A 26,616-nucleotide genomic window follows, 5' to 3' on the forward strand; every position below is an offset into this window, starting at 1 on the left:
TTGCGGAATACTTAGCATTTTGCTGTTCACCGCACCCTCAGGAGTCCATTTGTCCGCTCCGCTTTCGTCCGGGTTTTCAGCATCCCCGAATCTCTGTGCGCGCGCTTGCGGTTTTACCTCTCCATCATCGGTTTATGGGAACTATTAAACCACAAAAGTCCTGAATTGTCAAGACCCATTTCTATACTATGCTCTGTGCGGCGCTTGTGCTCCATCCAGCACCGCCGGAATCCTGCCTTCGGACTTGAGGATATCCGTGATGGCAACCGCCGCCGCCGCTTCTACGACGGGAACCGCGCGCACCACGACGCAGGGATCGTGCCTGCCCTTGATGGAAAGTTCCGCAGGAACATTTTTTTGGAAATCCACGGTGCTTTGCGTCCGGGAAATGGAGGGAGTCGGTTTGAACACCGCCCGGAACAGGATCGGCATGCCGGAGGAGATACCGCCCAGAATGCCGCCGTGACGATTCGTCTGCGTGCGCACTGTGCCGCCGTCCATCACAAAGGGGTCATTATTTTCAGAACCGCGCAGGTCGGCGGCGGCAAAGCCCGCGCCGAATTCAATCCCCTTGACAGCGGGAATTCCAAACAGGATGGAGGCAATCCTGTTTTCGATTCCGTCAAAAATCGGGGAACCGATACCGGCGGGAACGCCGATTATCCCGCACTCTATAATGCCTCCCACCGAATCCTGCGCAAGCCGGGCAGCTTCAATCGCTTCCCGCATTCTTCCGCCGGCCTGCTCATCGAGTACCGGAAAATCGCGGGCTCCGGCGCTCAGCAGCGTCTGCGTATCCAGCTTTACATCATCGAAACGCTCGTCGTCAATGCCTGCCGCGCGGGCAATGTGCGCCCCGACGAAGATACCGTATGCGGCAAGAAGCTGTTTCGCAATCCCGCCGGCAAATACCAGAGGGGCCGTCAGGCGGGCGGAAAAATGGCCGCCGCCGCGCACATCGTTAAAACCGCCGTAACGCAGAAACCCGGTATAGTCGGCGTGGCCGGGACGCGCGAGCGAGGAAAGCTCCGCGTAGTCGCCGGAATGCGTATCGCTGTTGCGGATGAAAGCGGTCAGGGGTGCGCCGGTGGTGACACCGTTCAGAATGCCGGACAGCAGTTCCGGTCGGTCGCTTTCTTTTCGCGGGGTACTGGTTTTGTCCCTGCCGGGGGCGCGGCGTTTCATAAAAGCCTCCAGCATTTCAAAATCCAGTTTTAAACCGGCAGGCATTCCGTCGATCACCACGCCGACGCCCGCACCGTGGCTTTCCCCGAACAAAGAGATCTGAAAGGAGTTTCCCCAGTTAGATGACATCGTAACGACCTCCAAGCCTTTTTAGATCTTCAAAGAAATCCGGATAGGATTTCCGGACAGCCTGCGCGCCGCGGATGACGACCGGTTCGTGGCAGAACAGCGCGGCAATCGCGGCACTCATGACAATGCGGTGGTCGTTCATCCCGTCGACCTCGCCGCCCCGCAAACCGCCGCTTCCCCGGATAATCAGCCGGTCGGGAAATTCCTGCGCTTCGCCGCCCAGATTCCGGATCAGCCCGGAAACGGCGGATAGCCGGTCGCTTTCCTTGATACGCAGCCGCGCGGCATTGTAAATTTCGGTATCCCCCTGTGCAAACGCGGCGGTCACGGCAAGGATCGGGACCAGATCTGGAATCGGCGCCGCGTCGATGCGGATGCCGCGCAGCGGCGCGCTTTCAACAGTAATCTGCCCGTTTTGAGCGGATACAGACGCGCCGAATGCCTGCGCCAGTTTCACGATGGCACGGTCGCCCTGCACGGATTGCCCTTGAAGTCCGTCAATCGCAATTGTCCCTCCGATTACGCCCGCGCACAGCCAGAACGCGGCGTTGGAAAAATCCCCCTCGACGGTTTTTCGGCCCGGGCGGTAGAGTTGCCCGCCTTTGATCAGAAAACCATCCCCGGTGCGTTCAATTCGAATGCCCGCGTCCGCCAGTGCGGAGAGGGTCATATCGACATATGCCGCGGATTCCAGCGGCGTGGTCAGGCGGATTTCGCTGTCCTGCATGAGCAGGGGCAGAGCGAACAGCAGCCCGCTGATAAACTGTGAGCTGACATCGCCGGGCAGGGTAAAGACACCGCCGGTCAGCTTTCCTTTGATGGAAAACGGCATGCCGCTGCCTGTGACGGAAATGCCGTGCCGAGTGAGTTGTTCCGTCAGCACACCGATCGGACGTTCAGGAAGCCTGCCTTCCCCGAGAAAGGTTGCGGAAAGCCCCAGCGCGGCGGCAACCGGCAGCAAAAAACGCAGTGTGGAGCCACTTTCGCGGCAGTTGAGTACAACAGGCTGCTTCACCCACGGCATCCCGCGAAACCGGACGGTTTTTCCGTCACGTTCGGTCCGCTGCCCCATGGCGGCGAGCACGCCGAGCGTTGCCGCCATGTCGGTGGAATCGGACACCGGCGCGATTTCGCTTTCGCCTCGCGCCAGCGCGGCGCAGATCAGCGCTCTGTGTGCCGCCGATTTGGAGGGGGGGGCAGTCAGGCAGCCCGAGGGCCTGCCGGGATAAACACGCACGTCACTCACTGCGTTCACCTGCCAGAAAAGAGTACAGCTTCTTCGCTTCCACAGGGTAAAGCGCGGCTTTGCCGATCTTCTCCAGAACTACCAGACTGATTTTGGATCCGGTTCGCTTTTTATCCCCCATGCAGGATTTGCACAGAATTTCCAGCGGCGCGTCGGTTGAAACGGGCAGCCCGTAACGACGGCAGCAGTTCGAAATGCGCGTTGCGGTTCCCTTCGGCGTGACGCCCGCTTTTTCACAGGCCTCGCAGATCATGACCATACCGATGGCGACGCCGCGCCCATGGGGCAGGGTATAGTTGGAGCAGGCCTCTGCCGCATGCCCCAGCGTGTGCCCGAAGTTGAGCCATTGACGGACGCCTTTATCGCGCTCGTCCTGTTCCACAACCTCCCGCTTCAGATCGACACAGCGGCTGATCACCGCTTCAAGATGTTCCTGCAAATCGCCGCTTTCCAGTAATTCAAATAAATCGCCGTCGAGGATGGCGCCGTATTTGATTGCTTCCGCCACGCCGTCGGCGAAGGTCTCCTCCGGAAGCGTCCGGAGCGTATGAGGGTCGCAGACCACCAGTGACGGCTGCCAGAAAGCGCCCACAAGGTTTTTGCCCTGCGGGATGTCCACGCCGGTTTTGCCGCCGACGGAGGAATCAATCATCGCCAGAAACGTCGTGGGAACCTGCACAAAATCAATCCCGCGCAGCCAGCTGGAAGCCGCAAACCCCGCCAGATCGCCCACAACGCCGCCGCCCAGCGCAAGGATAACATCCGAACGCGTGATGCTGTTGGCGGCGAGAAAATCATAAACACGGCTGACAGTTTCCAGTGTTTTGGAGTCTTCCCCGTGCGCAAACGCAAACTTGCAGACCGGGTAGCCCGCATCCGCAAGCTGACGGCATAAGGGTTCCCCATAGAGCGCGTCGACCGTATCGTCAGTGACGATGGCAAGCGCCGGTTTTCTGTTGCCGTAAACATCCGCAAGCAGCTCCGGAAAACGTCGCAGCAGCCCGTCTTCAATCTGAATGTGATAAGGTCTTCCGGTTTTCACCGCGATGGTTTTCATTGGTCAAGCGCCTCCTTGATTTTTCTGCCTTCCTCCAGCAGCGCGTACAGCCGCCGGTCATCCTTTGCCGCAATCGCGTCGCGGTATTCCTGCAAATGTTCCTGAATGGTATCAATTTCGTCCAGCAGGCATTCCCGGTTTTCCAAAAACAGCTCCGTCCACATCTGTGGATTCAGCTTCGCCACGCGGGTCAGATCCTTATAGCTGCCCGCGGAAAATCCTTCATGCTGACGCGCGCGCGGGCTTTTGATATAGGCGCTGGAAACCACATGCGCCAGCTGCGAGGTGAACGCAATCATGCTGTCGTGCGCCTTTGGCGTGGTAACGGTCATGCGGCCGAAGCCGATCCCCGCAAACAGCTTTTCCAGCTGACTCAACAACTCCTGCGGAACCAGAGTATCCGGTGTGATAATCATGCTGGCTCTGCAAAACAGGTCCGCGTCCGCGCTGGAAAACCCCCACCGCTCTTTACCAGCCATCGGATGCCCGCCGATATAGGTGATCTGATGGTCGGCGCAGATACCGCTCAGGTTCTCTGTCAAATACTGCTTCACGCCGCATAAATCGATCACGATGCTGCCCTGACGAAAGCTGTCGATATTTTTCTTCACAAATTCCACCGCATGGCGTGGGTATAATCCCAAAAAGATCAGGTCGCATGCCGAAAGCCCTTCCGCGCCGATTTTACGGTCGATGGAACCTGTGTCCAGAGCGCTTTGGACGACGGAATCGTCGATATCATACCCGTAAACCGTATGTCCGGTATATTTTTTCAGCGCCTTTGCCATCGACCCGCCGATGAGCCCGAGCCCGATGATTCCAATGCGCGCCGTTTCCCACTCAAAATCCAATAAGACCCCATCCTTTCGGTCGGCCGTGAACCGCTCACTCCGATGCTGGACTTTATTATAGCAAAGTTCTAAAGAAAATGGTAGCGTAAATTTTAGAAAAGCAAAAACACCCTTCATTACAATGAAGGGTGTTTTTCGGATTCATGATTCAGTCGCCTGCTTTTGCGATCGCTGCTTTGGAAAGCTCGTCAATCTTTTTAAAATCCTCATCCGACAGCGAAAGCGCTCCCGCCGGGAAATTGTCCTCTACCTGCGGCAGGGTGCGTGCGCCGCAGATGACATTGAAGCTGCCGCTTCTCTTTGCCGTCCAGGCAATCACCAGTTGGGGCAGGGAGCAGCCGTATTTTTCACACAACGGCTTGATCTCGTCCAGCAGTTCGAGTACGAGCGGCAGACGGTCGGATTTGAGCCACTGGATGGTCTCGCGGGAGCTGCCTTTGGGCGGTTCATATCCAAGCTGGAACTTCCCGGTGAGCGCGCCGCGTTCCATCGGGGAATAACATTGGAAGGTGATGCCGTTTTCCTCGCAGAACGGGATCAGTTCTTTTTCCCCGGCGCGGTCGAGCATGCTGTATTTTTGCTGAATCAAATCCAGCTGCCCGTATTTCATATACTCTTTGACCTGCTCTAAAGAAATGTTGGAAGCGCCGATTGCGCGCAGCTTTCCCTCTTTTTTCAGATCCATCAGAGCGCCCATGGTTTCCGCAATCGGCGTGACGAATGGCGGCACGGACTGCCAGTGGGTGATGAAAACATCGACATGATCGGTCTGCAACCGTTTGAGGCTTTGCTCCATACCGGCCTTGATGCAGCGGGCGGATGTGTTTTTATAAACGTCATGCCCGTCGCGGGAAAAATGGTAAGAGCCTTCCTTGTCATCCCACCAAAGGCCGCATTTTGTGGAAATCAGCGCCTGATCATGGTATCCGGCCAGTGCCCGTCCGACGACTTCTTCACTGTGTCCAAATCCGTATACCGGCGCGGTATCAACAAGGTTCACACCAAAGTCCAGAGCACGGCGGATGGACCGGATAGACACCTCATCATCATTATCGCCCCACCATTCCCCGCCGCCGATTGCCCAGGCGCCAAGGGAGAGGGCCGAAGCCTTTAGCCCGGAATGTCCGATTTCACGATACTCCATGTCAAAACCTCCATTACTTTTTAGTCCGGTTTTATTATACCATAATTACAAACCAGTTTATGGTTTGATTCGCCGCAGCGCGGCGACAGCCGACATTGTCGGCTGGATTATGGTTTAACATCCGCAGCGCGGCGCATCAGCGTCGCTGACCACGCAAAGCGCGGCCACAAACAGCTTCGCTGTTTGTTCTGCGGTTATTATAACACGTAGGATGTCTTGCCTGCAACTCAAAAAGGCTGTTTTTATTGGACGATGCCCGGAATTTTGCTGTCAGCCATAAACGCGGAACCGCTTTCATAGACTGTCATGAGGTGATGATGATGTTTGCCGTATATACAGGGAAAAGGTTCGTACTGGTTCTGGCGGTGACGCTGGCAGTGGTATGCTGTCTGCTTGGCACTGTAAAAACCGCGATCCGCACGAACGCGGTCCCGCGGGAACTGCCGATTTATTCGGTCAATACGCCGGAAAAACAAATGGCGCTGACCATTAACTGCGCCTGGGATGACAGCGACGTCGACCAGCTGCTGCAGATTTTAGAGGACAGGAACATCAAGGCGACCTTTTTTATAGTCGGGGACTGGTGTGACAAATATCCGGACGCGGTCCGAAAACTTGCGGACGCGGGACATGAGCTCGGGAGCCATTCAGACACCCACCCGGATATGGCACGGCAGACCCGCGAGCAGATTACGGCGGAGCTGAATGCGTCCAGGCGAAAAATCGAAGATGTTTCCGGGCAGGAGATTCATCTATTCCGGCCGCCTTCCGGCTCTTATAACAACCTGGTGGTATCCGCCGCGCGGGCACTCGGATGGGAAGTCATCCAATGGTCAAATGATATTGGCTATACAAATTCAAACCCCTTTGCAATCGGGGATTAAACCGCATGAGAATGATGGCGTGCGGCGTGCGGGATATACTTTGAAAAAGGATGCTTGCGGGAAAACATGGTTTTTGTCTTGCACATTTTAAGAAAAATAGATATGATGATGAAAAAATAAAAAAGAGGGATCGAAAAATGTGGAAGATATCTTTTCGGGCAAAACTGATCCTCATTTTTATAGTTGTCGCAATCGTGCAGGGAACTTTGATCGGGTATTATTCTCATCAGTATGCTTCAGAAATTGTCATGAGCAATAAGAAAAGTGATATGGCCGATCTTGTCAACAGGATTGATATTAATATCAACGATAAGGTCCGCTATATGACAAGGCAGATTGAAAATACAGTCAGCAGCCATGTGCTTCGTAATTATCTTGATAACAGAAATCTGGCATATGATAAATCGGCCTATTTTTCAGAATATTTCCATTTCATGGCAAATTCTTTTTCCGCAATCACCAATGTGATGATACTGGATGAGAGCGGGATTCTCTATGATCAGGACGGAGGGGCGAAAGGCTTGCAGGGAGCGGATCGTCTGAGCGGCATTTTTCAAGCGGTATCACAAAAAAATGGACAGGCAGTCTGGCTTGGGATGGTTGACGAACTTTCGGGGAAACGGGATGAAGTTGGAAAGCAGGTCATCTCTGTGGCAAGTGCGATTGTGAACCCGGCGACAGAAAAAACAGAAGGGATTTTGCTGATCGAACTGGACCCGGACAGTTTCAGCAGTATGCTGCTGAACAATTACAATACCTATCAGAATCAATACACCTTTATTATCGATAAGAAATGGGAAGTGATCTGCAGCAACAAACTCATCGATTCGCAGTGGGTGGATCTGATTGCCGCGGAATTTGACCTGGGAAACCGCAGATTTGAAATGAACTGGCAGGGAAAGGACTATTATGTTTGCGGCCAGTATAATGGGGTTACGGGCTGGGAGACTTTTTCGGTGATCGCAAAGGATAATATTTTTACACAAACCAAAGAACTGCTCCAGCTGATTAAAGCGTTTGTTATTCTGTGCACTTTCGGCGTGTCGATGATCATTATGGCGATTTCCTACACCATGACAAAACCCTTGCAGCAGCTGTCCGAGGCCATGCGGCGGCTGCAGGCGGGAGATTTTTCCCAACAGATAAAAACCGAACGCAGAGACGAAATCGGCAGGCTGATCAGCTCCTTTAACTATATGGCAAAGAAAATTGATACGCTGATCAATGAGGTGTATCAGGAAAAAATCGCGCAGAAAAATGCGGAGATCAAGGCACTGCAGTCCCAGATTAATCCCCATTTTCTCTATAATACGCTGGATTCCATCAACTGGATGGCAATTGACAGAGGCGCGTATGACGTCAGCGACATCATTATCGCCCTTGGCGACCTGATGAAATACAGCGTGGATCAGCATAGCAGCATGGTCAGGCTCGAGCAGGAGATGCGATATGTCGTAAGCTATCTTCGCATCCAGAAAAACCGTCTGGAAGAAAAGCTGCAGTATGAGATTGAAATCCCGGTAGCCCTCATAACCTGCCTTGTACCAAAGCTGATGCTCCAGCCGATTGTCGAAAATGCCATTACGCACGGGATAGAACCGATGAAGCAGGGCGGGCTGATCCGAATTGAAGGCAGGGAATCCAACGGAATCATCTATATCGAAGTATCTGATAACGGGAAGGGGATGGATCAGGAGACCTTAGAACGGATTATGCATCATATCGACCATGAGGATGAGGGGTTCACCAACATCGGTGTCAGGAACGTGCACAAACGGATACAGCTTCATTACGGCGACGAATATGGTCTGGAAATTGAAAGTGCTCCCGGAAAAGGTACGAAAATTATTATCCGCATTCCACACAGGGAAGGGGGAATCGGCAGTGAAAATTATGATCGTTGATGACGAGGCAAAAATTCGCAACGGGCTGTTAAAACTGTTAAGCTCCTATCAGCAGTGGGAAATGCCGGTCGTGTTCGGAGACGCGGAATCGGCGTTTGAATATCTGCGTGAAAACCGCGTGGATGTGATGATAACGGATATCAAAATGCCCGAAATTTCCGGACTTGAACTCATCAGAAGAATCCGGGAAATCAACGGGCAGGTACAGATCATCATTCTCAGCGGATACAGCAATTTTTCCTACGCGCAAAAGGCAATTGAAATGGGGGTACGCAGATATCTGACCAAGCCTACCAACCCACGGGAGGTCATTTCCATTCTGATGAAGCTGGAGGAAGAATTGGAATCAGATCAAATTGCGGATGAGGAGGAATCCCGTGGAGAGAAGGAACCTGTTGAGGTATCCAATCTTGCGGTGGCGAAAGCAATCCAGTATGTGGAAAGCAACTACGCGAAGAAGATGACGCTCAGGGATGTCGGGGACAAACTGTATCTGTCGCCTAATTATCTTTGCAAGCTCTTCAAAAAGCATACCGGGAAAAACCTGTCCGAATTTATAACTGAATACAGGATCGAAAAAGCAAAGGAATATCTGCGGGACGTTCGATATAAGGTGTCCGACGTTGCCGAACTGGTCGGATTCGGCGATACAAAATATTTCAGCAGCACGTTTAAAAAGCTGTGCGGCATGACACCTATGGAATTCAGAAACGGGAAAAACGCCGATACTGAGTAATATTTTAAACCAAATGGCAATTTTGAATCATTGTTTTCATTTTTTCTGCTCTTTATAATTGATTCATAGAACATATTCTAAGCTTGGAAGCTTGGTTTATCTGGCGGACAGAAGTTTGTTCAATCTCAAAGCTGAAAAGCCGGAGATGTGCAATATGAATTTATGATAGCAGGAGGAATGAAGAATGAAAAAGAAACTGAGTATGCTGTTGGCGGCGCTGCTGGTTGCGTCAACCACCCTGTTGGGTGCATGCGGAAGCTCCGCACAAACCGCGGGCTCGCAGAGCGCTCCCGCAAGTTCCCAAAGCGCGGCCGAGAGCTCGCAGGGTGCAAGCGAGGCTCCGTCGTCCGCCACAGGAAAGAACGCGGAAGACTACAAAATCGTATTGCTGCTGCCCGGACCTATCAACGACCAGAGCTGGAATGCCACAAACTATGCCGGGCTGGAAGCCTGTAACCAGAATCTCGGAACCAAGATGGAATATGTGGAAAACGTGCAGGCCTCCGATTTCGAGTCGACCCTGAGGGAATATGCGGAAAGAGGATACGATTTGGTCATGGCTGCAGGTTCCCAGTTTGACGAGGCGGTTGCAAATGTCGCTCCAAACTACAAGGATACGACTTTCTGTGTCGTGAACGGTTCCAAATGCGACGGCGACAATGTTGCCCCGATCTTCCCGAAGGAATATGAAGCAAGCTATCTCGCCTCGATCATCGCGGGCAATGTCACGACAAACGGAAGCTTCGCCACCATCGGCGGATTCCCGAATGAGCCGATGGAACACCTGATGGATGTCTATGAGACCAATGCGGTCGCAATCGCCAAAGAGCGCGGCATTGCGGATTCCAAGGCGACCAGAGCCTATGCGAACAGCTGGGACGACGTGGCGCTTGGAAAGCAGATGGCGGAACAGATGATTGACAACGGCGCCGACACCCTGTTCGTATACGCGAACGAGGTGGGCCTTGGCAGCATCGAAGCGGCGAAGCAGAAGGGCGCGAAGGTAATCGGCTTCTCCAGTGACCAAACAACCATCGACCCGAACACAGTCGTTGCTTCTGTGGTGTTTGATTTCGAAACGTTCTATGTATGGTCGATTATGCAGTATATGGACGGAACGCTGACCGGCAATACGGTGCACGAGGCAGGCATTAATGAAGATATCTTCAAACCGGTTTACACCGACAGCATTTCGCAGGAAACCAAGGACGCTGTGGACGCGGGGATTCAGAACTTTAAAGACGGCAAGGTTGACCTGAAAGCGATGTTCGCAAAATAATCAGTCATAAAAACGGAAACGAATGGCACTCTTATGAGTGCCATTCGCAAATCCGGAGAAAACAGCCGGGGAGTGATGAGAATGCAAGCACCTTTTTTCGAATTGCGGAATATTTCCAAATATTTTACCGGAGTTGTTGCGAATAAAGACATCTCTTTCTCTATCCAGCGCGGTGAAGTCCTGGCTCTCCTGGGAGAAAACGGCGCGGGCAAAAGTACCATTATGAAGATCCTCTACGGGCTTTATAAAGCCGATGCGGGCAAAATCCTGATGGAAGGCAGGGAGCAGAAGATCACCTGCCCGAAGGACGCGATGGCGCTTGGGATTTCCATGATCCAGCAGCATTTTTCGCTTGTCCCCGCCCATACGGTCACAGAAAATATCATCCTGGGCAGCGTACACGGGAAAATCGATTATAAAAAATGCGAAAGCGAAGTCAAACGGCTTGCGGACCAGTATGGGTTTGAGATTCCGGTGGATGCGAAAATCAGCGAATTGGATGTGGGTGTCCAGCAGAAGGTTGAAATTATCAAGGCACTGTACCTGAACGCCAAACTGCTGATTATGGACGAACCGACAGCGGTCCTCACCCCGCAGGAGTCCCAAAAGCTGATGGACTTTGTGAAGGATTATGTTGCGAAAGGCAATTCCGTCATTTTTATTACGCACAAACTGAAAGAAGTCATGGATGTCGCCAACCGGATTATTGTTATGCGCAACGGGGAGGTCTGCGGCGATCTGAACGCGTCGGAGACAAATGAAGGGGAGCTTTCCCGTCTGATGATCGGCAGGGAGCTCGTCATGCCGGAAAAGGACCGGCAGGAACATTCGGGGCAAAAGGTACGGTTATCCGTAAAAAACATAACGGTTGAAAAAAAAGGCGAAACTCCCGTTTTAAAAGACATCTCCTTTGAAATCCATGAGGGCGAGATTTTCGGAATCGCGGGCGTCAGCGGAAACGGGCAGGAAGAACTGTGCGAGGTGATTTGGGGCGCTTTAAAAGCGGATACCGGAACCATCAGCCTGGATGGGCAGGATATCACCCATTTATCCATCCGCGGCCGGATTGGAAAAGGAATCGGCTATGTGCCGGTGGACCGCCACCGCGACGCGATGGTGATGGACATGACGCTTGCCGAAAATATGATGCTGAAATCGAGCTATGACGCAAAATGGACCCGGCACGGATTGATTGACAGGAAAAAACTCAGCGATTATACCAAACAGGCAATCAGCGATTTTATGATTAAAGCGCCTGGGCCGGATGCACAAGCCAAGGGTCTCTCGGGTGGAAATCAGCAGAAGGCCCTGTTGGCAAGGGAAGTCGGGCACGCCGGCGCGCTGCTGATTCTGAACCAGCCCACCAGAGGGCTTGACCTCGGCGCCATCAATAACATCCATACCACCATTTTGGAAGAACAAAAACATAAAAAAAGCATCCTGCTGGTATCCACGGAACTGTCGGAAATCTTCAAGCTGTGTGACAGAATCGCGGTGATGTATAAAGGCTCCTTTATGGGAATTTATAGCGGCGATGAACTCAATACCGAGAAAATAGGACTTTTAATGGCCGGATATTCTGCGAAAAGAGAGGCGGCGAAGGGATGAATGCGAAATTAAGGGATTTAATCGTAACAAACCTGCTGGCTGTTTTTGCCGGCCTGTTTTTAAGCGGAATACTGCTGCTCTTTTTGAAGATTAATCCGCTGATTGTCTTTAAGCAGGCAGTAGTAACAATGGTAACAGATAAGTATACCCTCGGAGACGTCTTTCTGAAAGCAACGCCGCTCATCTTTACGGCATTGGCGTTCGCCTTTACCTTCAAGGCGAACCTGTTTAATATTGGCGCGCAGGGGCAGTTCTATATGGGCGCAATTGTTGCGGTTGCTGTTTCCCTGAAACTGGACGGAGTGGTTCCGACCCCTGTTTTACTGGTTGTTGTGTGTGTGCTCACCTTCCTTGCGGGAGGGGTTGTCGGCGGGCTGATCGGCTTTTTAAAAGCGCGGTATCACGCCAACGAATTTCTGGTCAGCATGATGTCAACCTATGTGGCACTTGCAGTTATGAATTATCTGCTTCGCACTTTTTTAAAGGAATCAAAAGGAGAATATCCGCAGACGGACGCAATCTCAAACAGCGGCTGGATTCCAACCCTGATCAAGGGTACAAGGCTCCATGCCGGATTTCTGCTGGCGATGCTGACCGCGGTTGCCGTTTGGATTCTGCTTTATAAAACACCGCTCGGCTATCGCATCCGGGCGGTCGGCAGCAATGCCTCGGCGGCTCAGATGTCCGGAATCAATTCCGGCAGAATCTATGTCGCCGCATTCTTCATCAGCGGCGCTCTGGCCGGAATGGCGGGGTTCACCGAAGTAAACGGCGTGCAGCACATGCTGATACAGAACTTTAATCCGGATGTCGGCTCCGCCGGGCTTGGAATCGCAATCCTGGCAAACGCGAACCCAATTGGGATTATCTTTGCGTCCCTGCTTTTCGGAGCGCTAAATGTGGCGGGGAACCTGATGGGACGGATGCCTGGGGTGAATGTCCCGTCCAGCATTATCGATCTGATGCAGGGATTTGTCATGACATTCGTGATCATTTCTTACTTTGCAAGAACTTATCTGGATCGTCAAAGGAAAAAACGCGAATTGCAGAAGGCGGTGGAAAAATGATGATCAGTTTGTTGAGCCGTGCATTAATGATGAGTACCCCCTTGATGCTGGGGTCGATCGCGGAGGTCATTGCGGAACGTTCCGGCATGATGGTGACCGCGATCGAAGGAATTTTTCTGGTAGGCGCGTGGGGTGGCTTTGTCGGGACCTACCTGACCGGAAGCGCATGGATCGGAATGCTCACTGCAATTCTCTGCGGTCTGACAGTTGCCGCCATCTATGGCAGCATCAGCATTTTTATGCGGCAGCATCAGGTTGTGACAGGTACCGCCCTGAATATCCTGGCGGCCGGATTTTGTGCTTATTTTCAGAGGGTACTGTTCGGAGTACCGACGTCTCCGTTGAAAATAACGCCGCTTCAAAGCCTGAGCATCCCGCTGCTTTCCCAAATACCGGTGCTCGGGCCGATCTTTTTTCAGCAGAATGCTTTGACCTATTTTGTCTATCTTTTAATCCCAATCGCATATATTGTCCTTTATAAAACATCCGTCGGGCTGACCATCCGTTCCACCGGCGAAAACCCGGAAGCGGTTGACGTCGCCGGCATTCATGTGAATACCGTCCGCTTTTTGACCGTGCTGACGGCGGGCGTCTTAGGAGGGCTTGCGGGTGCGTTCTATTCCGTCGGATATCTGGGAATGTTTACGACCAACATGATCGGAGGCAGAGGCTGGATTGCGTTCGCAATCTGCTTCCTCGGAAACTGGAATCCGAAAGGGGCTGTGATCGGGACAGTCGTGTTCGGGCTTGCGGAAGCGGTTGCGATTTATATGCAGTCGATCGGCGGCAACGGATATTTCCCGAATGAGCTGTTTATCGCGCTGCCTTACATCCTGACGATCGTGCTGACCGTTGCGCGGCGGAACTTCAATGTCCCTGCCAAACTGGGCGTTGCATATTGCAAGGAAAGCTGATGAGCATACTGATCGGTTATTCTCAGTGCCTTGCATGAAAAACAGATTTCTTTTGACGGAGTGAATTTGTCAAAAGAAATCCGTTTTATTTTATAGATTCTGTAAAAACAGTTGCGGAAAATGGTTTCGTCAAGTAATATGAAAAGCGGAAACTACTTTTTTAGGGAATTTTATTTTGCCTGAAGTTTCAGACAGCCAGGCGGGGAGGAATCGGATATGACAAAAAGAGCGAAATCAATACTGTTCGGTACAGCGGCAGCTTTTTTGCTGATCGCCGTTGTCTGGGGGTTCTCTTATCTGAACAGGGTTTCCAGTTATAAAAACGAGGTTAACACGCTGGCGGTCGGCGATGTTGATTTCAGTCAGGTTGCGGACGGTGTTTATATCGGGGACTGCGATGTGGAGTTCATTTATGCCAAAGTGCAGGTGACTGTGGAGAACGGAAAAGCAACGGATATTCAGATTTTGGAGCACCGGAACGAACGGGGCGCTCCGGCCGAAACAATCATTGATGCAGTTCTGCAAGAGCAAAGCCTGTCGGTTGATACTGTTTCCGGAGCGACAAACTCCAGCAGGGTGATCTTAAAAGCCGTTGAAAACGCGGTTTCGCAAAAACAACAATAAAGACTTAACTATGGCGCATAGGAAAGAACCGTTTCGGCAGAAGCTGAAACGGTTCTTTTACAGTTTCCAGATGACTTCCAGGCTGTCGGATGACAGCAGAATTTTTTCAATGATTCTGAAAGCGACTGCCTTTTTCTCTTCAAATTGCAGCTTTTCAAAGTCAAACTTTGCCGGTTCCTTTTTAAACTCCAAACGTTCCAGTTGTTTTATCTGTTCTCGCAGGGATTGTTTCTGTTGGTCGAGCCGCAGCAGTTCGGCATTTATGTACTTTACTGAAACGGAATTCCCTTCGGCAAGGGCACCGATTAAACGGCAGATTTTGGTTTCGACAGCGGATAAATCCTCCCGAAGCCGCTGGCCGGTATCGCCCGGCTGTTCCGTGCCGGCACAGCCGGAGAAGAGCGCTTTGACTTCTTCGGAGACTGCGTGCTCAATTTCTATGATGGAGAGCCGGAAAGACTGGCTGCAAATCCTGTAGTTGCTGCGTCCGGTACAGGACAGGTATTTCCGTCCTTTGCTGACGGATACCTTGGCGCTGTAACCGCAGCTGGCGCATTTGAGCAGCCCGCTCAGCCAGGTGTGTTTCCCTTTTCCGGTATTTTGAATCTGCCGGTTATGACAAAGCTTATATTGGCAGTTCAGCCACAGATCGGCGGGGATCACTCCTTTGTGGTTGAGAATGATAACCCGCTGTTCCTCCGGCTGCGTATATCGGCTTTTTGCACGGTCACGCCTGCCTTCAATCCGGCAGGCGGAGGTTCCGTCAAATGCCTCCTCAGGGGGAAGTCCCCTGATTCCCTGTGAAGCGAAATAATCCCGGACTGCTGTTGTCGACTGCACATAGGCGGTGTTGTGCAGAATCCTTGAAACGGAAACACTGTCCCAGGCGGGCCTTTTCCCGCAGGGAATTGCTTCTTCATTCAGCTCTTTTGCGACTGTGCTCAGCGAGGTCCCCGGCAAAGCGTATGTTTCGAAGATGCGTTTTACGATTTCACATTGCCGGTTGGGGATCAGGGCGGGGGATTTTTTCCCGGTTTCCTCCGTGACCCTGCCGAGATCAAATCCGAAAGGCGCACTGCCTCCCGCCCATTCCCCGCGTAATATTCTTTGCTGGTAATTATCCCGGATGCGTTCCGCGATGGTTTCTCGTTCCAGTTGGGCGAATACCATAATGATGTACAGCATGGCGCGCCCCATGGGGGTTGAGGTGTCAAATTTTTCATTGATGGATACGAACTCAACATCTTTGCTCTGAAAAATCTCCCAAATTCGTCCGAAATCCGCTATGGAACGGCTGAACCGATCCATCCGGTAGACCACCACTTTTTGAATCCGTCCTGCTTTCACAGAGTCAATCATTTTTTCAAAGGAAGGACGGTGCGTATTTTTCCCGGAAAATCCCTTGTCCTTATATATCATGAACGCATCCCCGATACATTCACTCCGACACAGCTCAATTTGCCCCTCAATGGAAAGACTGTCCTTTTTGTCTACAGACTGCCGCGCGTAGATTGCTGTCAAAGTGTGTACCTCCCCCCGGCAACATTGATGAACGTTACGGAGTTTTCCGCCTTTGTTTTTTGGGGGACCGAGCAGTTACATGAGACGACGGGCTTTCCTTTCCCTGCAGAAGTTGGCACAGTTCACAATAGACGGCGCTGATCTGCTGTTTTCTTGTGTTTTCGTCCGGATAACCGGGATGAATATGCTTTACCGTCATACCGCCGCCTCCTGCTGTGCTAGTTCAATTGTATGTAACAATCTATGGGAACTTTACCTTCCTCCTGAAAAAGATAAAAAGCACAGCAAGAAGAAGCCCACAGCCGGATTAAAGGCTGTGGGCTTCTTATAAAGTAAAAATCAATGTAAAAAAGTTGTCCGATTTATTCGTGCAGCGGAGCGTGCTGCATACCGTCAGAAGTGATATCCAGCATTTTTACGGTTGCCGCCGCTGACTGTCTCATCTGCAAGGTTTCCCAAAAATGATGCGCCGACAACAACAGAATTACGGCCGCGCAGCCCGCAAGCGTTTCCATCAGACTCCCATGGCTCAGCACGACCTGACGCGTAATGGCAAACAGCAGGATTTCCATAATCGACTCCGGCGTACGGTTCAGGAATGTTTTGATAAATTCAATTCCGATTACAAGGATCAGCAGGTCCGCTAAAAAGTTCTGCAGCCCGCTGGGACCGATGAGCGGAGAGGGAATGCAGAAATATTTTTTCAGCAGGCAAAAACCGCAGATGGTGATTCCCGCAAATACCACCCACGAAAGGGCCCCTTCAAAAATTGCCGCAGCAATTTGTAACCCTTGCTGTGATTTTTTTCTGATGATTTGATGCAAAACCATGCTCCCTTCTGCCTGTAAAGATACTTAAGCAGGTCATTCCGGTTTGTGGCTTTTCATGATAGAGATGGAGGCGGAGCCAATCGCAGAACGAAAAACCGTATATGCAGTCGTGCTGCCTGCGGGGATTTTCCAGATGTCCTCCAGAAATAAAGTCATCCATGCGCAGGCCAGCAGGTCCGCGCAGCCTCCTGCGCTCAGGTTCTGCTGGCGCATAAATGTATCGAGCTGCCATGCGGAGGCGGTTTGTTCCTGAACGGTTTGCCGTCTTTGCAGCAGTCTTCCGATCACTTGACTGAACTTGTGCTGGACGCTGAGACTGGAGCGATGGATCAAAGTGCTGTCACTGACATTTGCCATTAAGGAAAGAAGCGCGGCTGTTCCCGCCTCGTCTTTGCTGTATCCGTCCGCCAAAGTCTTTTTCAGGACCGGCAGGGCGAAGTCTTTGACAGATGGAAAGCCGCCTGCGGCTTCTCCGCGTACGCCGGTCAGCCCATATTGGATAAAAAGGCGCTCCCCGGCGGTTTTTGCGCTTTGTGCTGTTATGGTCTTGAAATCATCGAGCGCGCAGGCGGCAATCTGTGCACTCAAAGAGAACATCTTTTCTTCCGACATCTGCTGCCCTTCTCTTAGCAGGCGGCCGCCGGCCGCCACGAGAATTCCGAGCAGAAAAATGGCGCCTTTATGGGTGTTGACGCCGTTTGTTGCGGCGTGCATGGCGCGTTCCGCTTCCACTCCGAGAAGACGAAGTTTCGAAAACAGCTCGGATGGTGTACCGGCAAACCGGAATCCAAGCCGTGCCGATTCGCGGAAGTAGGGGAGGAGCGCTGCCGTACTGTCAAGAAACAGATAGAAATCCATATCCTGATGCGATCCGTTGTTGCTGCGGTCTACAAGCCCGGGTTTGGGGGTTACGGCCACCTCGTAGAGCAATGCGCGGACAGCGCACGCGGCAATCCGGTCGCAGACGGTTTCCCCGAAATAGCGCTTCATGACGGAGATCGTATGTACAGTCAGTTTGTCAACCGTATGAGCGCGGCTTCGCGCGCAGACAGCCGCCGCCTGATCGCAGATCAGGCATTTTCGCTCTGCAAAGCCAACCTCCACGCGCGAAATCTTACTTCCATCGGATTTCAAAACATCAATATCAAAGATGCGCCCAAGCGGGCATCCTTCTTCGAGCCGGGTCATCCACTGCTTTACTTTACGGGCGTCTTCCTGAACCGAGAAAAAAGCTGTTGGCCCGGTTTTATTCAGCTGCTGCTCAAAATGGGCGACAGGCGTTTTTTTCTCCTGTAAAAGTTCGGTGATCTGTGAGACAGCCTCGCGGAACGTCTGAATTGCCAGAGAAAATGCTTTATACGGTCCCGCGATATTAAGAGTCAGGCAGATCAGCGAACCCTGCCATTGCTTCAGGAGTTGCTGTTGGCGGCGCACGCGCGCTTCGCGCGCGTCCAGCATTTCCTCCAACGCTACGGGTTCACAGCCTGACAGTTCCGGTATCATCATAGAGGGTTCCTTTCCGGGGAATTTTTGAGGGAAGCCAAATAAGAAAATGTGGGTTCGGGTACGAGGGGACGAATTTCTTCGAGCTTTCCTTCTGCAAGCAGCCGCCGTACCTGAGAAGCGCTGACGGCCAGCCCGTTCTCTTCCCTGCGCGGAATCGTAATCAGTTCAATTCCGTTTCCGGGAAGGGTTTCCCGCAGGGCCTGATTGTAACGGGCTGTCACCGGGCAAAAAGGTTCCTCCCCGACGTAGCGGCGCGTGATATGGAGCGGCTTGGCAAAGCATTTGCAGAAAACCTCCAAATCCAGCGCACAGTTGACTTCCGCCGTTCTGGATTTGTCTTTCAGAAAATAATTGGGGAAGGTCGCGGAGGAAATCAGATATTCCCCGGTGGGGTGCACGAACACATTCGGGAACCGCGCCGCCGTTTTTTGCGCGAGTTCCATGCGGACTTCGAAAGGAAAGGTACTCTGCTCTTCCGAAAGAATGAACAGATGCAACGTGCCGCATTGGCTTGCGGCAGTTTCGACCAGATACAGGTGCCCGTTTGTAAACGGGTTTGCGTTGGCCACAATTGCGCCGGTGATGCCTTTGGTATCCGGAACGGCGAAAGAAGCCACAAAATCCCGCACGCCGTTTTTTTGATTTTCCATCAGCAGAACGTCACCGGTTACGGCAATGGGATAGAAGCCCAGCCCTGAAAACAGCTCCTGATTCGACGGTGTTGTAAACAAAAACAGATGAGAAAATCCGGCCGCGATTGCATCCTGAACCAGCACTGTCATAACAGCCGCGGCCAGACCTTCCCCCCGCCTTTCAGGGGAAACACCAATGCACTTCAGGAGATTTTTGTCCCGCGAGCCGGTTGCCAGCAGTTCGCCGTCTTCTTCGAGGAGGACTGTAACCTGTACCTTCGGGTCAAAACTGAGGGAAAGGCGGTCTAAAAACCGGATGACGTCCGCTTTTTTCCGGCCGGCAGCCGGCGCCATGACAATTGTTTCCATAGATGTTCTCCTGTTTAAGAGCGGTTTTGCCTGTTGAAATTGATCAGGCATCCCGCAAGCAGAATCCGCTTCTCATCGGGAGTCAGTTCCGCCACGCGCATGGTGAACGGCTGGAACGGGTTACCGACAAGATAGGCCTGGATGGAGGAAGTACCGGACAGAATCGCATCGCGGATATAGGGAACGAGCAGGTAGCTGCCGTTTTCAAACAGGGGCGGCTCCTCCAGAACAAAGGGAACCATCCCCCAGTTGATCAGATTGGAGCGGTAGCGCTTGGTCGCGTATTCTCTGGCGATGTTGGCCGCACCGCCCAAAACGCGCTGGCAGCTTGCGGCCTGCTCGCGGGCGGAGCCGTCCCCCGGCTTGACGGCGTAGATGACCGAACCAAGGCCGGTATTTTCCGTATGGATTCCGACGATTTCCGCTGCCTGAATTTCCGCAAACACGACCCGCAGTTCTTCGGGGACATGTCCGCCGGCGCGTTCCTTTTCCATTGCCTGCACCGTTTTTGCTTTTGCCACATATAACGGGTCCCTGCGGGAGAGGGTAAATTCCGCGAGCCCCAGCGGGTTGGAACGATAGGAAGAGGTTTCACCGGAGGGAATCAGTTCGTCGGTGGTGGTAACGGGGTCGGTAATGAAACTGACGACCTTCAGCAGGAGATGTTCCGGCATCGGATTTATTTTCGGCCAGTCAATGATATTGGGGCCGTACTTGAGTTCGGCGGCCGGGTCAGGTTTGCCAAATCCGTTATAAACGCGGTTATGATATGGCTTCTGGTCAAAATAATAGCCGGAGTGGTCATATTTCACCTCATCAAGCTCGGTAGCCGGCGTCAGCAGGCCGCCGTGAAGCGCCGTGGCCGCGATCGAGCGGGCATCCATCAGGGCCACGCCCGCAGCCTGATTTCCGGAAGGTTTGCTGCCCTCCCGGTTCGGGAAGTTGCGGGTCGTGTGCCGGATGGAGAGAGCGCCGTTCGCCGGTACATCCCCCGCGCCGAAGCAGGGTCCGCAGAACGCGGAACGCACCGTTGCGCCCGCCTGCATCAGTTCGGAAATCGCGCCGTTTTTCACCAGTTCCAGCATCACCGGCTGGCTTGACGGATAAACCGAGAGGGAAAATTCTCCGTTCCCGATGCTGTGCCTGCGAAGGATGGAGGCCGCCGCCATTACATTGGTATAAGTGCCGCCCGCGCATCCGGCAATCACGCCCTGTTCCACCTGTAAACGTCCGTTTTTGATCTTATCGGTCAGGCGGAGCCCTTTCAGGGCAGCCTGTGTCTGTCTTTCCGCTTCACGCAGGATATCTCCGGCGTTTTGATTCAGCGTATCAATCTCGTAGACATTTGACGGATGGAACGGCAGGGCAATCATAGGCTTTATGCTTGAAAGATCGACCTCGATCAGTCCGTCGTAATAAGCCACACCGGCAGGGTGCAGCGGGGCGTAATCCTCCGGACGCCCGTGGACTTCAAAAAACTCGCGGGTGTCCTCATCCGTTTCCCAGATGGAGGACAGACAGGCGGTCTCGGTGGTCATAACGTCAATGCCGCAGCGGTAATCGGTCGGCAGGCTGGAAATTCCCGGGCCCACAAACTCCATAACGCTGTTTTTCACCGTCCCTTTTTCAAACACCGCGCCGATCATTGCGAGCGCCACGTCCTGCGGCCCGACTCCCGGACGGGGCGCACCGGTGAGATAAACCGCTACAACACGCGGATAATTGATGTCGTAGGTGTTGCAGAGCAGCTGTTTGACCAGTTCGCCGCCGCCTTCACCGATTGCCATAGTCCCCAGCGCCCCGTAACGGGTATGGCTGTCGCTTCCCAGAATCATCTTTCCGCACCCGGCCATCATCTCGCGCATGTACATGTGAATCACCGCCAAATGCGGGGGGACGTAAATCCCTCCGTATTTTTTTGCCGCGGACAAACCGAACATGTGGTCATCCTCGTTAATGGTCCCGCCCACCGCGCATAAGGAGTTGTGGCAGTTTGTCAGCACATAGGGAACCGGGAATTTCTCCAGGCCGCTGGCTTTCGCGGTCTGGATAATGCCGACATAAGTAATGTCATGGCTGGCAAGCGCGTCGAACGTGATCTGCAGCTTATCCATGCCGGAGGAACGGTTGTGATGTTTCAGGATGGAGTAGGAAATTGTTCCTTTTTTGGCTTCCTCAATGGAAACTGCTTTGCCGTGCAGATTCCGCAGCTGAGCTTCCGCGTTGCAGTCTGCGTCGATGATTCTGGAACCGCCTGACAGAAAGACACCGTTTGTATGTATCTTGATCATAGCAGCCTACTCCTTTACCTCATAAATCAGATCGATAATGCTGTTGTCGCGGTAGGTCACAATACCTACCACTTTATCGGTATACAGGATCGGGTCGGCTTTCCCCACAATTTTTTCCGCCTTGCTCCGCAGTTCATCAATCGAGCAGACAGGCAGCCGGGCGGCAATGAGCCGGTCTTTCAGATCCGGGCGTGCCGGGTTCACCGCAATCCCCTGATCGGTGACCACAACGTCAATACTCCGCCCGGGTGTGACAATGGTGTTTACATGATTCACAATGGTGGGGATTCTGCCGCGCGTGAGCGGTGCCACAACAATGGAGACGCTAGCGCCTGCCGCCGTGTCCGGGTGGCCGCCGATTGCGCCGCGGATTACGCCGTCGCTTCCGGTGAGCACATTTACGTTGAACCCGGTGTCCACCTCAAGCGCGGAAAGCACCACGACATCCAGCTGGTTGACGGCTGTGCCGGGGTTGGACGGGCTGGCATAATAGCTTGCGGAAATCTGCTGATGGAAGCGGTTGTTCTTCAGGCTTTCGGCGGCGCGCAGGTCAAAACTCTGCACGTCCAGAATTTTGCGCACCAGCCCTTCTTCCAGCAGTTCCACAACGCTTCCGGTAATTCCGCCGAGCGCAAACCCCACCTTGATGTTTTGCTTGATCATGTCCTCGCGCAGGAAGCGGATTGTCGCGAGGGAAGCGCCGCCCGAACCCATCTGCATGGAAAAACCGTCGTAAAAATGACCGCTGTTTTCGATGACTTTGGCGGCGTATTCCGCAATCAGAAGCTCTTTCGGGTTTTTGGTAAAGCGGGTCGCGCCGCTCATAATGCCGGCGGGATTTCCGATCTCCGGAACCTGCACGACATAGTCCACATTCGATTCCGGAATTCCGAACGGAGCGTTCGGGTAAGGAACCAGATTATTGGTGATGATGATGACCTTTTTCGCGTATTCGGCGTCCTGCTTTGCGTACCCCATCGATCCGCACATGATACCGGTGTCGCCTTCACGGGAATATCCGTTTGCGTTTCCGAACGCGTCGCAGGAGGGTGCCCCGAGGAACGCCACGTCAATTGCCAGTTCGCCTGATTCTATCGCGTAAGCGCGGCCGCCGTGACTGCGAAATACCACCGGGATATCCATCAGCCCGTGGCTGATGGCATCCGCCAGTTTGCCGCGCAGGCCGCTTGTCTCAATGCGCCGGATGACGCCGCTTTTGATGTGGTCCATGAGAGGAAAGTGGCAGTCGGTCAGGCTGCTTGCCGCCAGGACCAGATCCTTAAAGCCCATTTCCGCGAGCTTGGCCATCACCATGTTGATGATATAATCGCCGCCGCGAAAATGATGATGAAAGGAGATGGTCATGCCGTCCCGCAAACCGGACAGCCGGATAGCCTCATCCAGATCGTTCACCAGCTTTTTGCTGTGCAGGGAACGCTCCGCCAGTGTCCGCACATCTTTGGGCTGCAGATTTTGTTCGTCGCTGTAACTACCGCCTAAGGCGCAAAATTCCTCCAAATGGGGAATTGATGAAAGTTCTAAGCTCATTTCTTTCGCTCCTTTAAAAAGTAATGCCGGAAGCATGGGCAATTTCGAGAATCCGTTCCGCGCGGGCCACGACCGGCTTGTCGATCATTTTGCCATTCAGGGCAATGACGCCGCTGCCTCGCTCTTTGGCTTCTTTGATGGCGTCCATAATGGCAAGGGATTTTTGGATTTCCTTGTCGGAAGGGGTGTAAAGGCTATGCACAGGCTTGATCTGCCTGGGGTTGATGACCGACTTGCCGTCGAACCCCAGCTGCTTAATGAGCTTTACTTCCGCCTCAAAGCCTTCCATGTTATTAACGTCGCTGTAAACGGTGTCGATCGCGGCAATGCCCGCCGCGCGGGCCGCAAGCAGGATCACGCTGCGGGCGAACAGCAGTTCGATTCCGTCAGAACTGCGGCTGGTTTTCAGATCTGTCACATAATCTTCCGCGCCGAGCGCGATGCCGATCAGCCTTTTGGAACTGACGGCAATTTCCCGCGCGTTCAGAACGCCCAGCGCGCTTTCAATTGCGGCCATCATGCGCGTGGACCCGGCCGGGATACCATTCTCCGCTTCTATTTCAGCAATAACGTTTTCACAGTAGGTGACATCTTCCGCACACTCGGTCTTTGGCAGGCGGATAATGGCCTTTCTGGTGCAGACAATGGCGGTAAGGTCGTCCTTTCCGACTTTTGTCCGGGGGTCATTTATACGCACGACCAGTTCGATGCCATTGTAGTCATAGCAGTTCAGCGCTTCGCTGACCAGGAAACGGGCGGAATCCTTCTGGTCGACCGCCACGCTGTCCTCCAAATCGAACATAATGGAGTCGCTTCCGTAAATATAGGCGTCTTTCACCATGCCGGGGTTGTTTCCGGGCACAAACATCATGGTGCGGCGCAGTTTATATGTATCCATTAATTCTGCCCTCCAAACTGATAGCTGTCACAATTACAGGCACGGTAAGCCGCCGTTTTGACGCGGGCACGCACTGTGCAGTCCAGAGCACCTTTATCCAGAGCTTTCACGTGGGCATTTTTTACATCCAGTTCTGTTAAAACATCCTGAATCGTGCTGCGGATGGCATTTCCGAATTGTTTCTCCACAGAACTTTCCAGTTCGATTTCAATTCCCCCCACGCTGCCGGGAGAAAGCGTTACCATAATATCGCTGGACTCCATTGTCCCGGCGACGGCTGTTTTTTCAATCTTCAATCTGGTCCCCTCCTGTAAAATAATCAGCGAGTCAAGAGGCACTGGCCCGCTCCACTGCACGCTTATTTTAACGCGTGAAACTTAAGATCAAATAAAAATATCTTAAAAAAAAATTAAGATAAATATGAAAAAAATGTCGTTATTTATGCCGAAAATTTGCATCATGAAAAAAATAATACGTCAAAATAGAACAAAATAAACGCTGAATTTGTATAAATGCGTTCAAGGAAAATCAGTTGAACCACTTTTATAAAATGCAAAGCCGATTTGAAAACTGCTGTCAGTTACTACCTTTTATAAATAAGGATTTAATAGAAAGCAATTTCGGAATTCTTTCGTGCAATGTGTGCATTCATGCTATGCGCACATTGCATTTGCTAATTGGTTCAGAATGCTTTTATACTAGAGCCACTGGCTAAACGGCAATATTCAGTGCCGTAGTCTGGAAAAAACAAAAAGGAGAACGAGATATGAAAAAGTTAATGGCAGTTGTTTTGACAGCTGGAATTGTACTGTCTCTTGCGGCGTGCGGTTCCAATTCCAATGCGCCTGCGGCGACGCCGTCTGCACAGAGTCCGGCAGCATCCAAGGCGGAGCAGAGCAGTGCCGCAAGCGAAGAAGAGTCCTGGACATTTGAACGCAATATTGAAATAGTCTGCCCGTGGGGCGCCGGCGGCGGTGCTGATACGACACTGCGTACCTTTGCGGCGGCGCTGGAAAAGGAAATCGGCGTTAAAGTGGTAATCAACAATAAGGCCGGCGCAGGCGGCACAACCGGTGTGGAATATGCCATGCAGCAGCCTGCCGACGGGTACACCTGGCTGCTCTGCACGCAGAGCCCGCTTCTGGCTCAGCTGACGGGCGCATCCAATGTGGACATGGCCGGGATTGAACCGGTTGTCCGGCTGGTCCACGATACCAACGTCATTGTGACGGGAAAAGATTCCCCCTATAACAACTATAAAGAACTGGTTGATTACATCAATGCAAATCCCGGTGTCGTAAAAGCCGGCTGCATGACAATCACAGGTCTTGACGGCCTTGACGTGCAGCTGGCCTTCGACGGCAAGGTTGAACCGATTGCTTATTCCGAGGGGGCGCAGCTGAACAGCGATGTGATGGCCGGACATATTGCACTCGCATCCGTGGGACCGGCGGAAATCGAAGCGCTTGTGGCTTCAGGGGATGTGAAGCCGATTCTGGTCTGCTCCGAAGAACGGATGTCTACAGAATCGTTCAAGGACTGCGAATGTGCCGGCGAGCTTGGCATTGACTGCTATTATGGCCCTTACCGTGGGATTTTTGCGGCAAAAGGCACACCGCAGGCAGCAATCAAAGCATTTGAAGCCGCCGCTGAAAAAGCTGTCGCAAGTGATACCTTCCAAAAATGGGCGGCCTCACAGGGGCTTGACCAGCGTCCCGGCTGGCAGAATACAGCCGACTTCACAGCAACCTGGAATCAGGATGTCGAGAACCTGTCTGCACTTGTTTCGACCATGAATGCCGCAAAGTAAAGGGATTGCATGAGGAGGGAACCTTCCTGTCGTTCCCTCCTCATTTTAAAAGGGAAAGTGAGTTGATTGACTTTGACGATTGAACTGGTTTTTAATGCTTTGATGCTGATCTTTTTCAGTTACTGTTATTTTTATATCGGTGCAACCTTGCCGCCTTCCGCAAACACTGAGCTTGGTGCGGAGCAGTGGCCGCAGATTATTTTGGCGCTGCTGGTCCTGATGCTGATCATAAACATTGTAAAAATTGTAAAAAACCTGAAAACGGTTCCCGCTGAAAAACAGCTGAATGTAAGCCTCCTGAAAGGCTTTTTTACAAGCAAACTGTTTATCGGAATTATCATCGTTTTTGTTTTGGCGGTTCTTTTAGGCAAGATCGGGTTCATACCGTCCTGTATCCTGTTCCTCATCGCATATTCCCGGCTGCTGGGAGAAAAACGGTGGTATATCAGCCTGATCTGCGCGGTTGTGATCACAGCGATTTTGTTTATTCTGTTTTATAAAGGCCTTAGTATTATGCTGCCGCGCGGCGAGGGGATTTTCCGTACGTTTGCCCTCCTGCTGGAATCTATCTAGAGGAAGGAGA

At 52.6% G+C, this 26,616-nt stretch carries 24 protein-coding genes; 10 read left to right on the forward strand and 14 right to left on the reverse strand.

What is annotated here, in order from left to right:
- Positions 1-186: 186 nt before the first annotated feature.
- The 5 genes from aroC to C1A10_RS14570 all read right to left on the reverse strand — a co-directional run bounded on the left by aroC (position 187) and on the right by C1A10_RS14570 (position 5,612).
- Positions 187-1,314 carry a chorismate synthase gene (aroC, locus tag C1A10_RS14550; RefSeq protein ID WP_101910940.1) on the reverse strand — a complete coding sequence of 376 codons (1,128 nt, stop codon included), beginning with the start codon at positions 1,312-1,314 and terminating at the stop codon, positions 187-189.
- Positions 1,304-2,560 (reverse strand): 3-phosphoshikimate 1-carboxyvinyltransferase, encoded by a 1,257-nt coding sequence (gene aroA, locus C1A10_RS14555; RefSeq protein ID WP_242968941.1) that lies wholly within the window; start codon positions 2,558-2,560, stop codon positions 1,304-1,306. Before aroA ends, aroC begins: the two co-directional genes overlap by 11 nt.
- On the reverse strand, positions 2,553-3,617 hold the full coding sequence (aroB, locus tag C1A10_RS14560; RefSeq protein WP_101910941.1) for a 3-dehydroquinate synthase: 1,065 nt from the start codon (positions 3,615-3,617) through the stop codon (positions 2,553-2,555). The genes aroA and aroB overlap by 8 nt, the downstream gene beginning before the upstream one ends.
- Entirely contained in the window at positions 3,614-4,468 is an 855-nt protein-coding gene (locus tag C1A10_RS14565; RefSeq protein WP_242968942.1) for a prephenate dehydrogenase, read from the reverse strand. The genes aroB and C1A10_RS14565 overlap by 4 nt, the downstream gene beginning before the upstream one ends.
- 148 nt (positions 4,469-4,616) lie before the next feature.
- Entirely contained in the window at positions 4,617-5,612 is a 996-nt protein-coding gene (locus tag C1A10_RS14570; RefSeq protein WP_101910943.1) for an aldo/keto reductase, read from the reverse strand.
- Between the two features lie 245 nt (positions 5,613-5,857).
- On the opposite strand from C1A10_RS14570, the gene C1A10_RS14575 reads away from it, so the two are divergent.
- The 8 genes from C1A10_RS14575 to C1A10_RS14610 all read left to right on the forward strand — a co-directional run bounded on the left by C1A10_RS14575 (position 5,858) and on the right by C1A10_RS14610 (position 14,628).
- Positions 5,858-6,496 (forward strand): polysaccharide deacetylase family protein, encoded by a 639-nt coding sequence (locus tag C1A10_RS14575; protein ID WP_242968943.1) that lies wholly within the window; start codon positions 5,858-5,860, stop codon positions 6,494-6,496.
- 137 nt (positions 6,497-6,633) lie between these two features.
- Complete coding sequence (locus tag C1A10_RS14580) at positions 6,634-8,400, forward strand: sensor histidine kinase (protein WP_180951159.1); 1,767 nt, start codon at positions 6,634-6,636, stop codon at positions 8,398-8,400.
- Positions 8,390-9,136, forward strand: coding sequence for a response regulator transcription factor (locus C1A10_RS14585; protein WP_341456939.1), 747 nt, complete (start codon positions 8,390-8,392; stop codon positions 9,134-9,136). The genes C1A10_RS14580 and C1A10_RS14585 overlap by 11 nt, the downstream gene beginning before the upstream one ends.
- Positions 9,137-9,320: 184 nt before the next feature.
- Positions 9,321-10,415, forward strand: a complete 1,095-nt coding sequence (locus C1A10_RS14590; protein WP_101910946.1) for a BMP family protein — start codon at positions 9,321-9,323, stop codon at positions 10,413-10,415.
- Between the two features lie 81 nt (positions 10,416-10,496).
- A complete protein-coding gene (locus C1A10_RS14595; RefSeq protein ID WP_101910947.1) occupies positions 10,497-12,023 on the forward strand; it encodes an ABC transporter ATP-binding protein in 1,527 nt (508 codons plus the stop codon).
- Entirely contained in the window at positions 12,020-13,090 is a 1,071-nt protein-coding gene (locus C1A10_RS14600; protein ID WP_101910948.1) for an ABC transporter permease, read from the forward strand. Before C1A10_RS14595 ends, C1A10_RS14600 begins: the two co-directional genes overlap by 4 nt.
- A complete protein-coding gene (locus tag C1A10_RS14605) occupies positions 13,087-14,004 on the forward strand; it encodes an ABC transporter permease (RefSeq protein WP_101910949.1) in 918 nt (305 codons plus the stop codon). The genes C1A10_RS14600 and C1A10_RS14605 overlap by 4 nt, the downstream gene beginning before the upstream one ends.
- A 216-nt stretch (positions 14,005-14,220) precedes the next feature.
- Complete coding sequence (locus tag C1A10_RS14610) at positions 14,221-14,628, forward strand: FMN-binding protein (protein ID WP_101910950.1); 408 nt, start codon at positions 14,221-14,223, stop codon at positions 14,626-14,628.
- A 57-nt stretch (positions 14,629-14,685) separates the two neighbouring features.
- Here the strand turns inward: C1A10_RS14610 and C1A10_RS14615 are convergent, their stop codons facing one another.
- The 9 genes from C1A10_RS14615 to citD form a co-directional block, all read right to left on the reverse strand.
- Entirely contained in the window at positions 14,686-16,149 is a 1,464-nt protein-coding gene (locus C1A10_RS14615; protein WP_101910951.1) for a recombinase family protein, read from the reverse strand.
- 34 nt (positions 16,150-16,183) lie between these two features.
- A complete protein-coding gene (locus C1A10_RS18575) occupies positions 16,184-16,348 on the reverse strand; it encodes a hypothetical protein (protein ID WP_180951160.1) in 165 nt (54 codons plus the stop codon).
- Positions 16,349-16,511: 163 nt separating this feature from the next.
- Positions 16,512-16,979, reverse strand: coding sequence for a phosphate-starvation-inducible PsiE family protein (locus tag C1A10_RS14620; protein WP_101910952.1), 468 nt, complete (start codon positions 16,977-16,979; stop codon positions 16,512-16,514).
- Between the two features lie 33 nt (positions 16,980-17,012).
- Complete coding sequence (gene citG, locus C1A10_RS14625; RefSeq protein WP_101910953.1) at positions 17,013-18,485, reverse strand: triphosphoribosyl-dephospho-CoA synthase CitG; 1,473 nt, start codon at positions 18,483-18,485, stop codon at positions 17,013-17,015.
- On the reverse strand, positions 18,482-19,486 hold the full coding sequence (gene citC, locus C1A10_RS14630) for a [citrate (pro-3S)-lyase] ligase (RefSeq protein ID WP_180951161.1): 1,005 nt from the start codon (positions 19,484-19,486) through the stop codon (positions 18,482-18,484). The genes citG and citC overlap by 4 nt, the downstream gene beginning before the upstream one ends.
- 14 nt (positions 19,487-19,500) lie before the next feature.
- The gene (locus C1A10_RS14635; RefSeq protein WP_101910956.1) at positions 19,501-21,777 is read right to left on the reverse strand and encodes a hydratase; all 2,277 of its coding nucleotides are present in this window, start codon (positions 21,775-21,777) and stop codon (positions 19,501-19,503) included.
- Between the two features lie 6 nt (positions 21,778-21,783).
- Positions 21,784-23,325, reverse strand: coding sequence for a citrate lyase subunit alpha (citF, locus tag C1A10_RS14640; protein ID WP_101910957.1), 1,542 nt, complete (start codon positions 23,323-23,325; stop codon positions 21,784-21,786).
- Between the two features lie 13 nt (positions 23,326-23,338).
- On the reverse strand, positions 23,339-24,223 hold the full coding sequence (gene citE, locus C1A10_RS14645; RefSeq protein ID WP_101910958.1) for a citrate (pro-3S)-lyase subunit beta: 885 nt from the start codon (positions 24,221-24,223) through the stop codon (positions 23,339-23,341).
- Entirely contained in the window at positions 24,223-24,519 is a 297-nt protein-coding gene (gene citD / locus C1A10_RS14650) for a citrate lyase acyl carrier protein (RefSeq protein WP_101910959.1), read from the reverse strand. The genes citE and citD overlap by 1 nt, the downstream gene beginning before the upstream one ends.
- A gap of 470 nt (positions 24,520-24,989) precedes the next feature.
- Between citD and C1A10_RS14655 the strand changes: the two genes are divergently transcribed.
- Both C1A10_RS14655 and C1A10_RS14660 read left to right on the forward strand, forming a co-directional pair.
- Positions 24,990-26,033, forward strand: coding sequence for a tripartite tricarboxylate transporter substrate binding protein (locus tag C1A10_RS14655; protein WP_101910960.1), 1,044 nt, complete (start codon positions 24,990-24,992; stop codon positions 26,031-26,033).
- 72 nt (positions 26,034-26,105) lie between these two features.
- A complete protein-coding gene (locus C1A10_RS14660) occupies positions 26,106-26,606 on the forward strand; it encodes a tripartite tricarboxylate transporter TctB family protein (protein ID WP_242968944.1) in 501 nt (166 codons plus the stop codon).
- Positions 26,607-26,616 lie beyond the last annotated feature (10 nt).

It is taken from the genome of Marasmitruncus massiliensis (assembly GCF_900186535.1).
GTDB lineage: Bacteria > Bacillota > Clostridia > Oscillospirales > Ruminococcaceae > Anaerotruncus > Anaerotruncus massiliensis_A.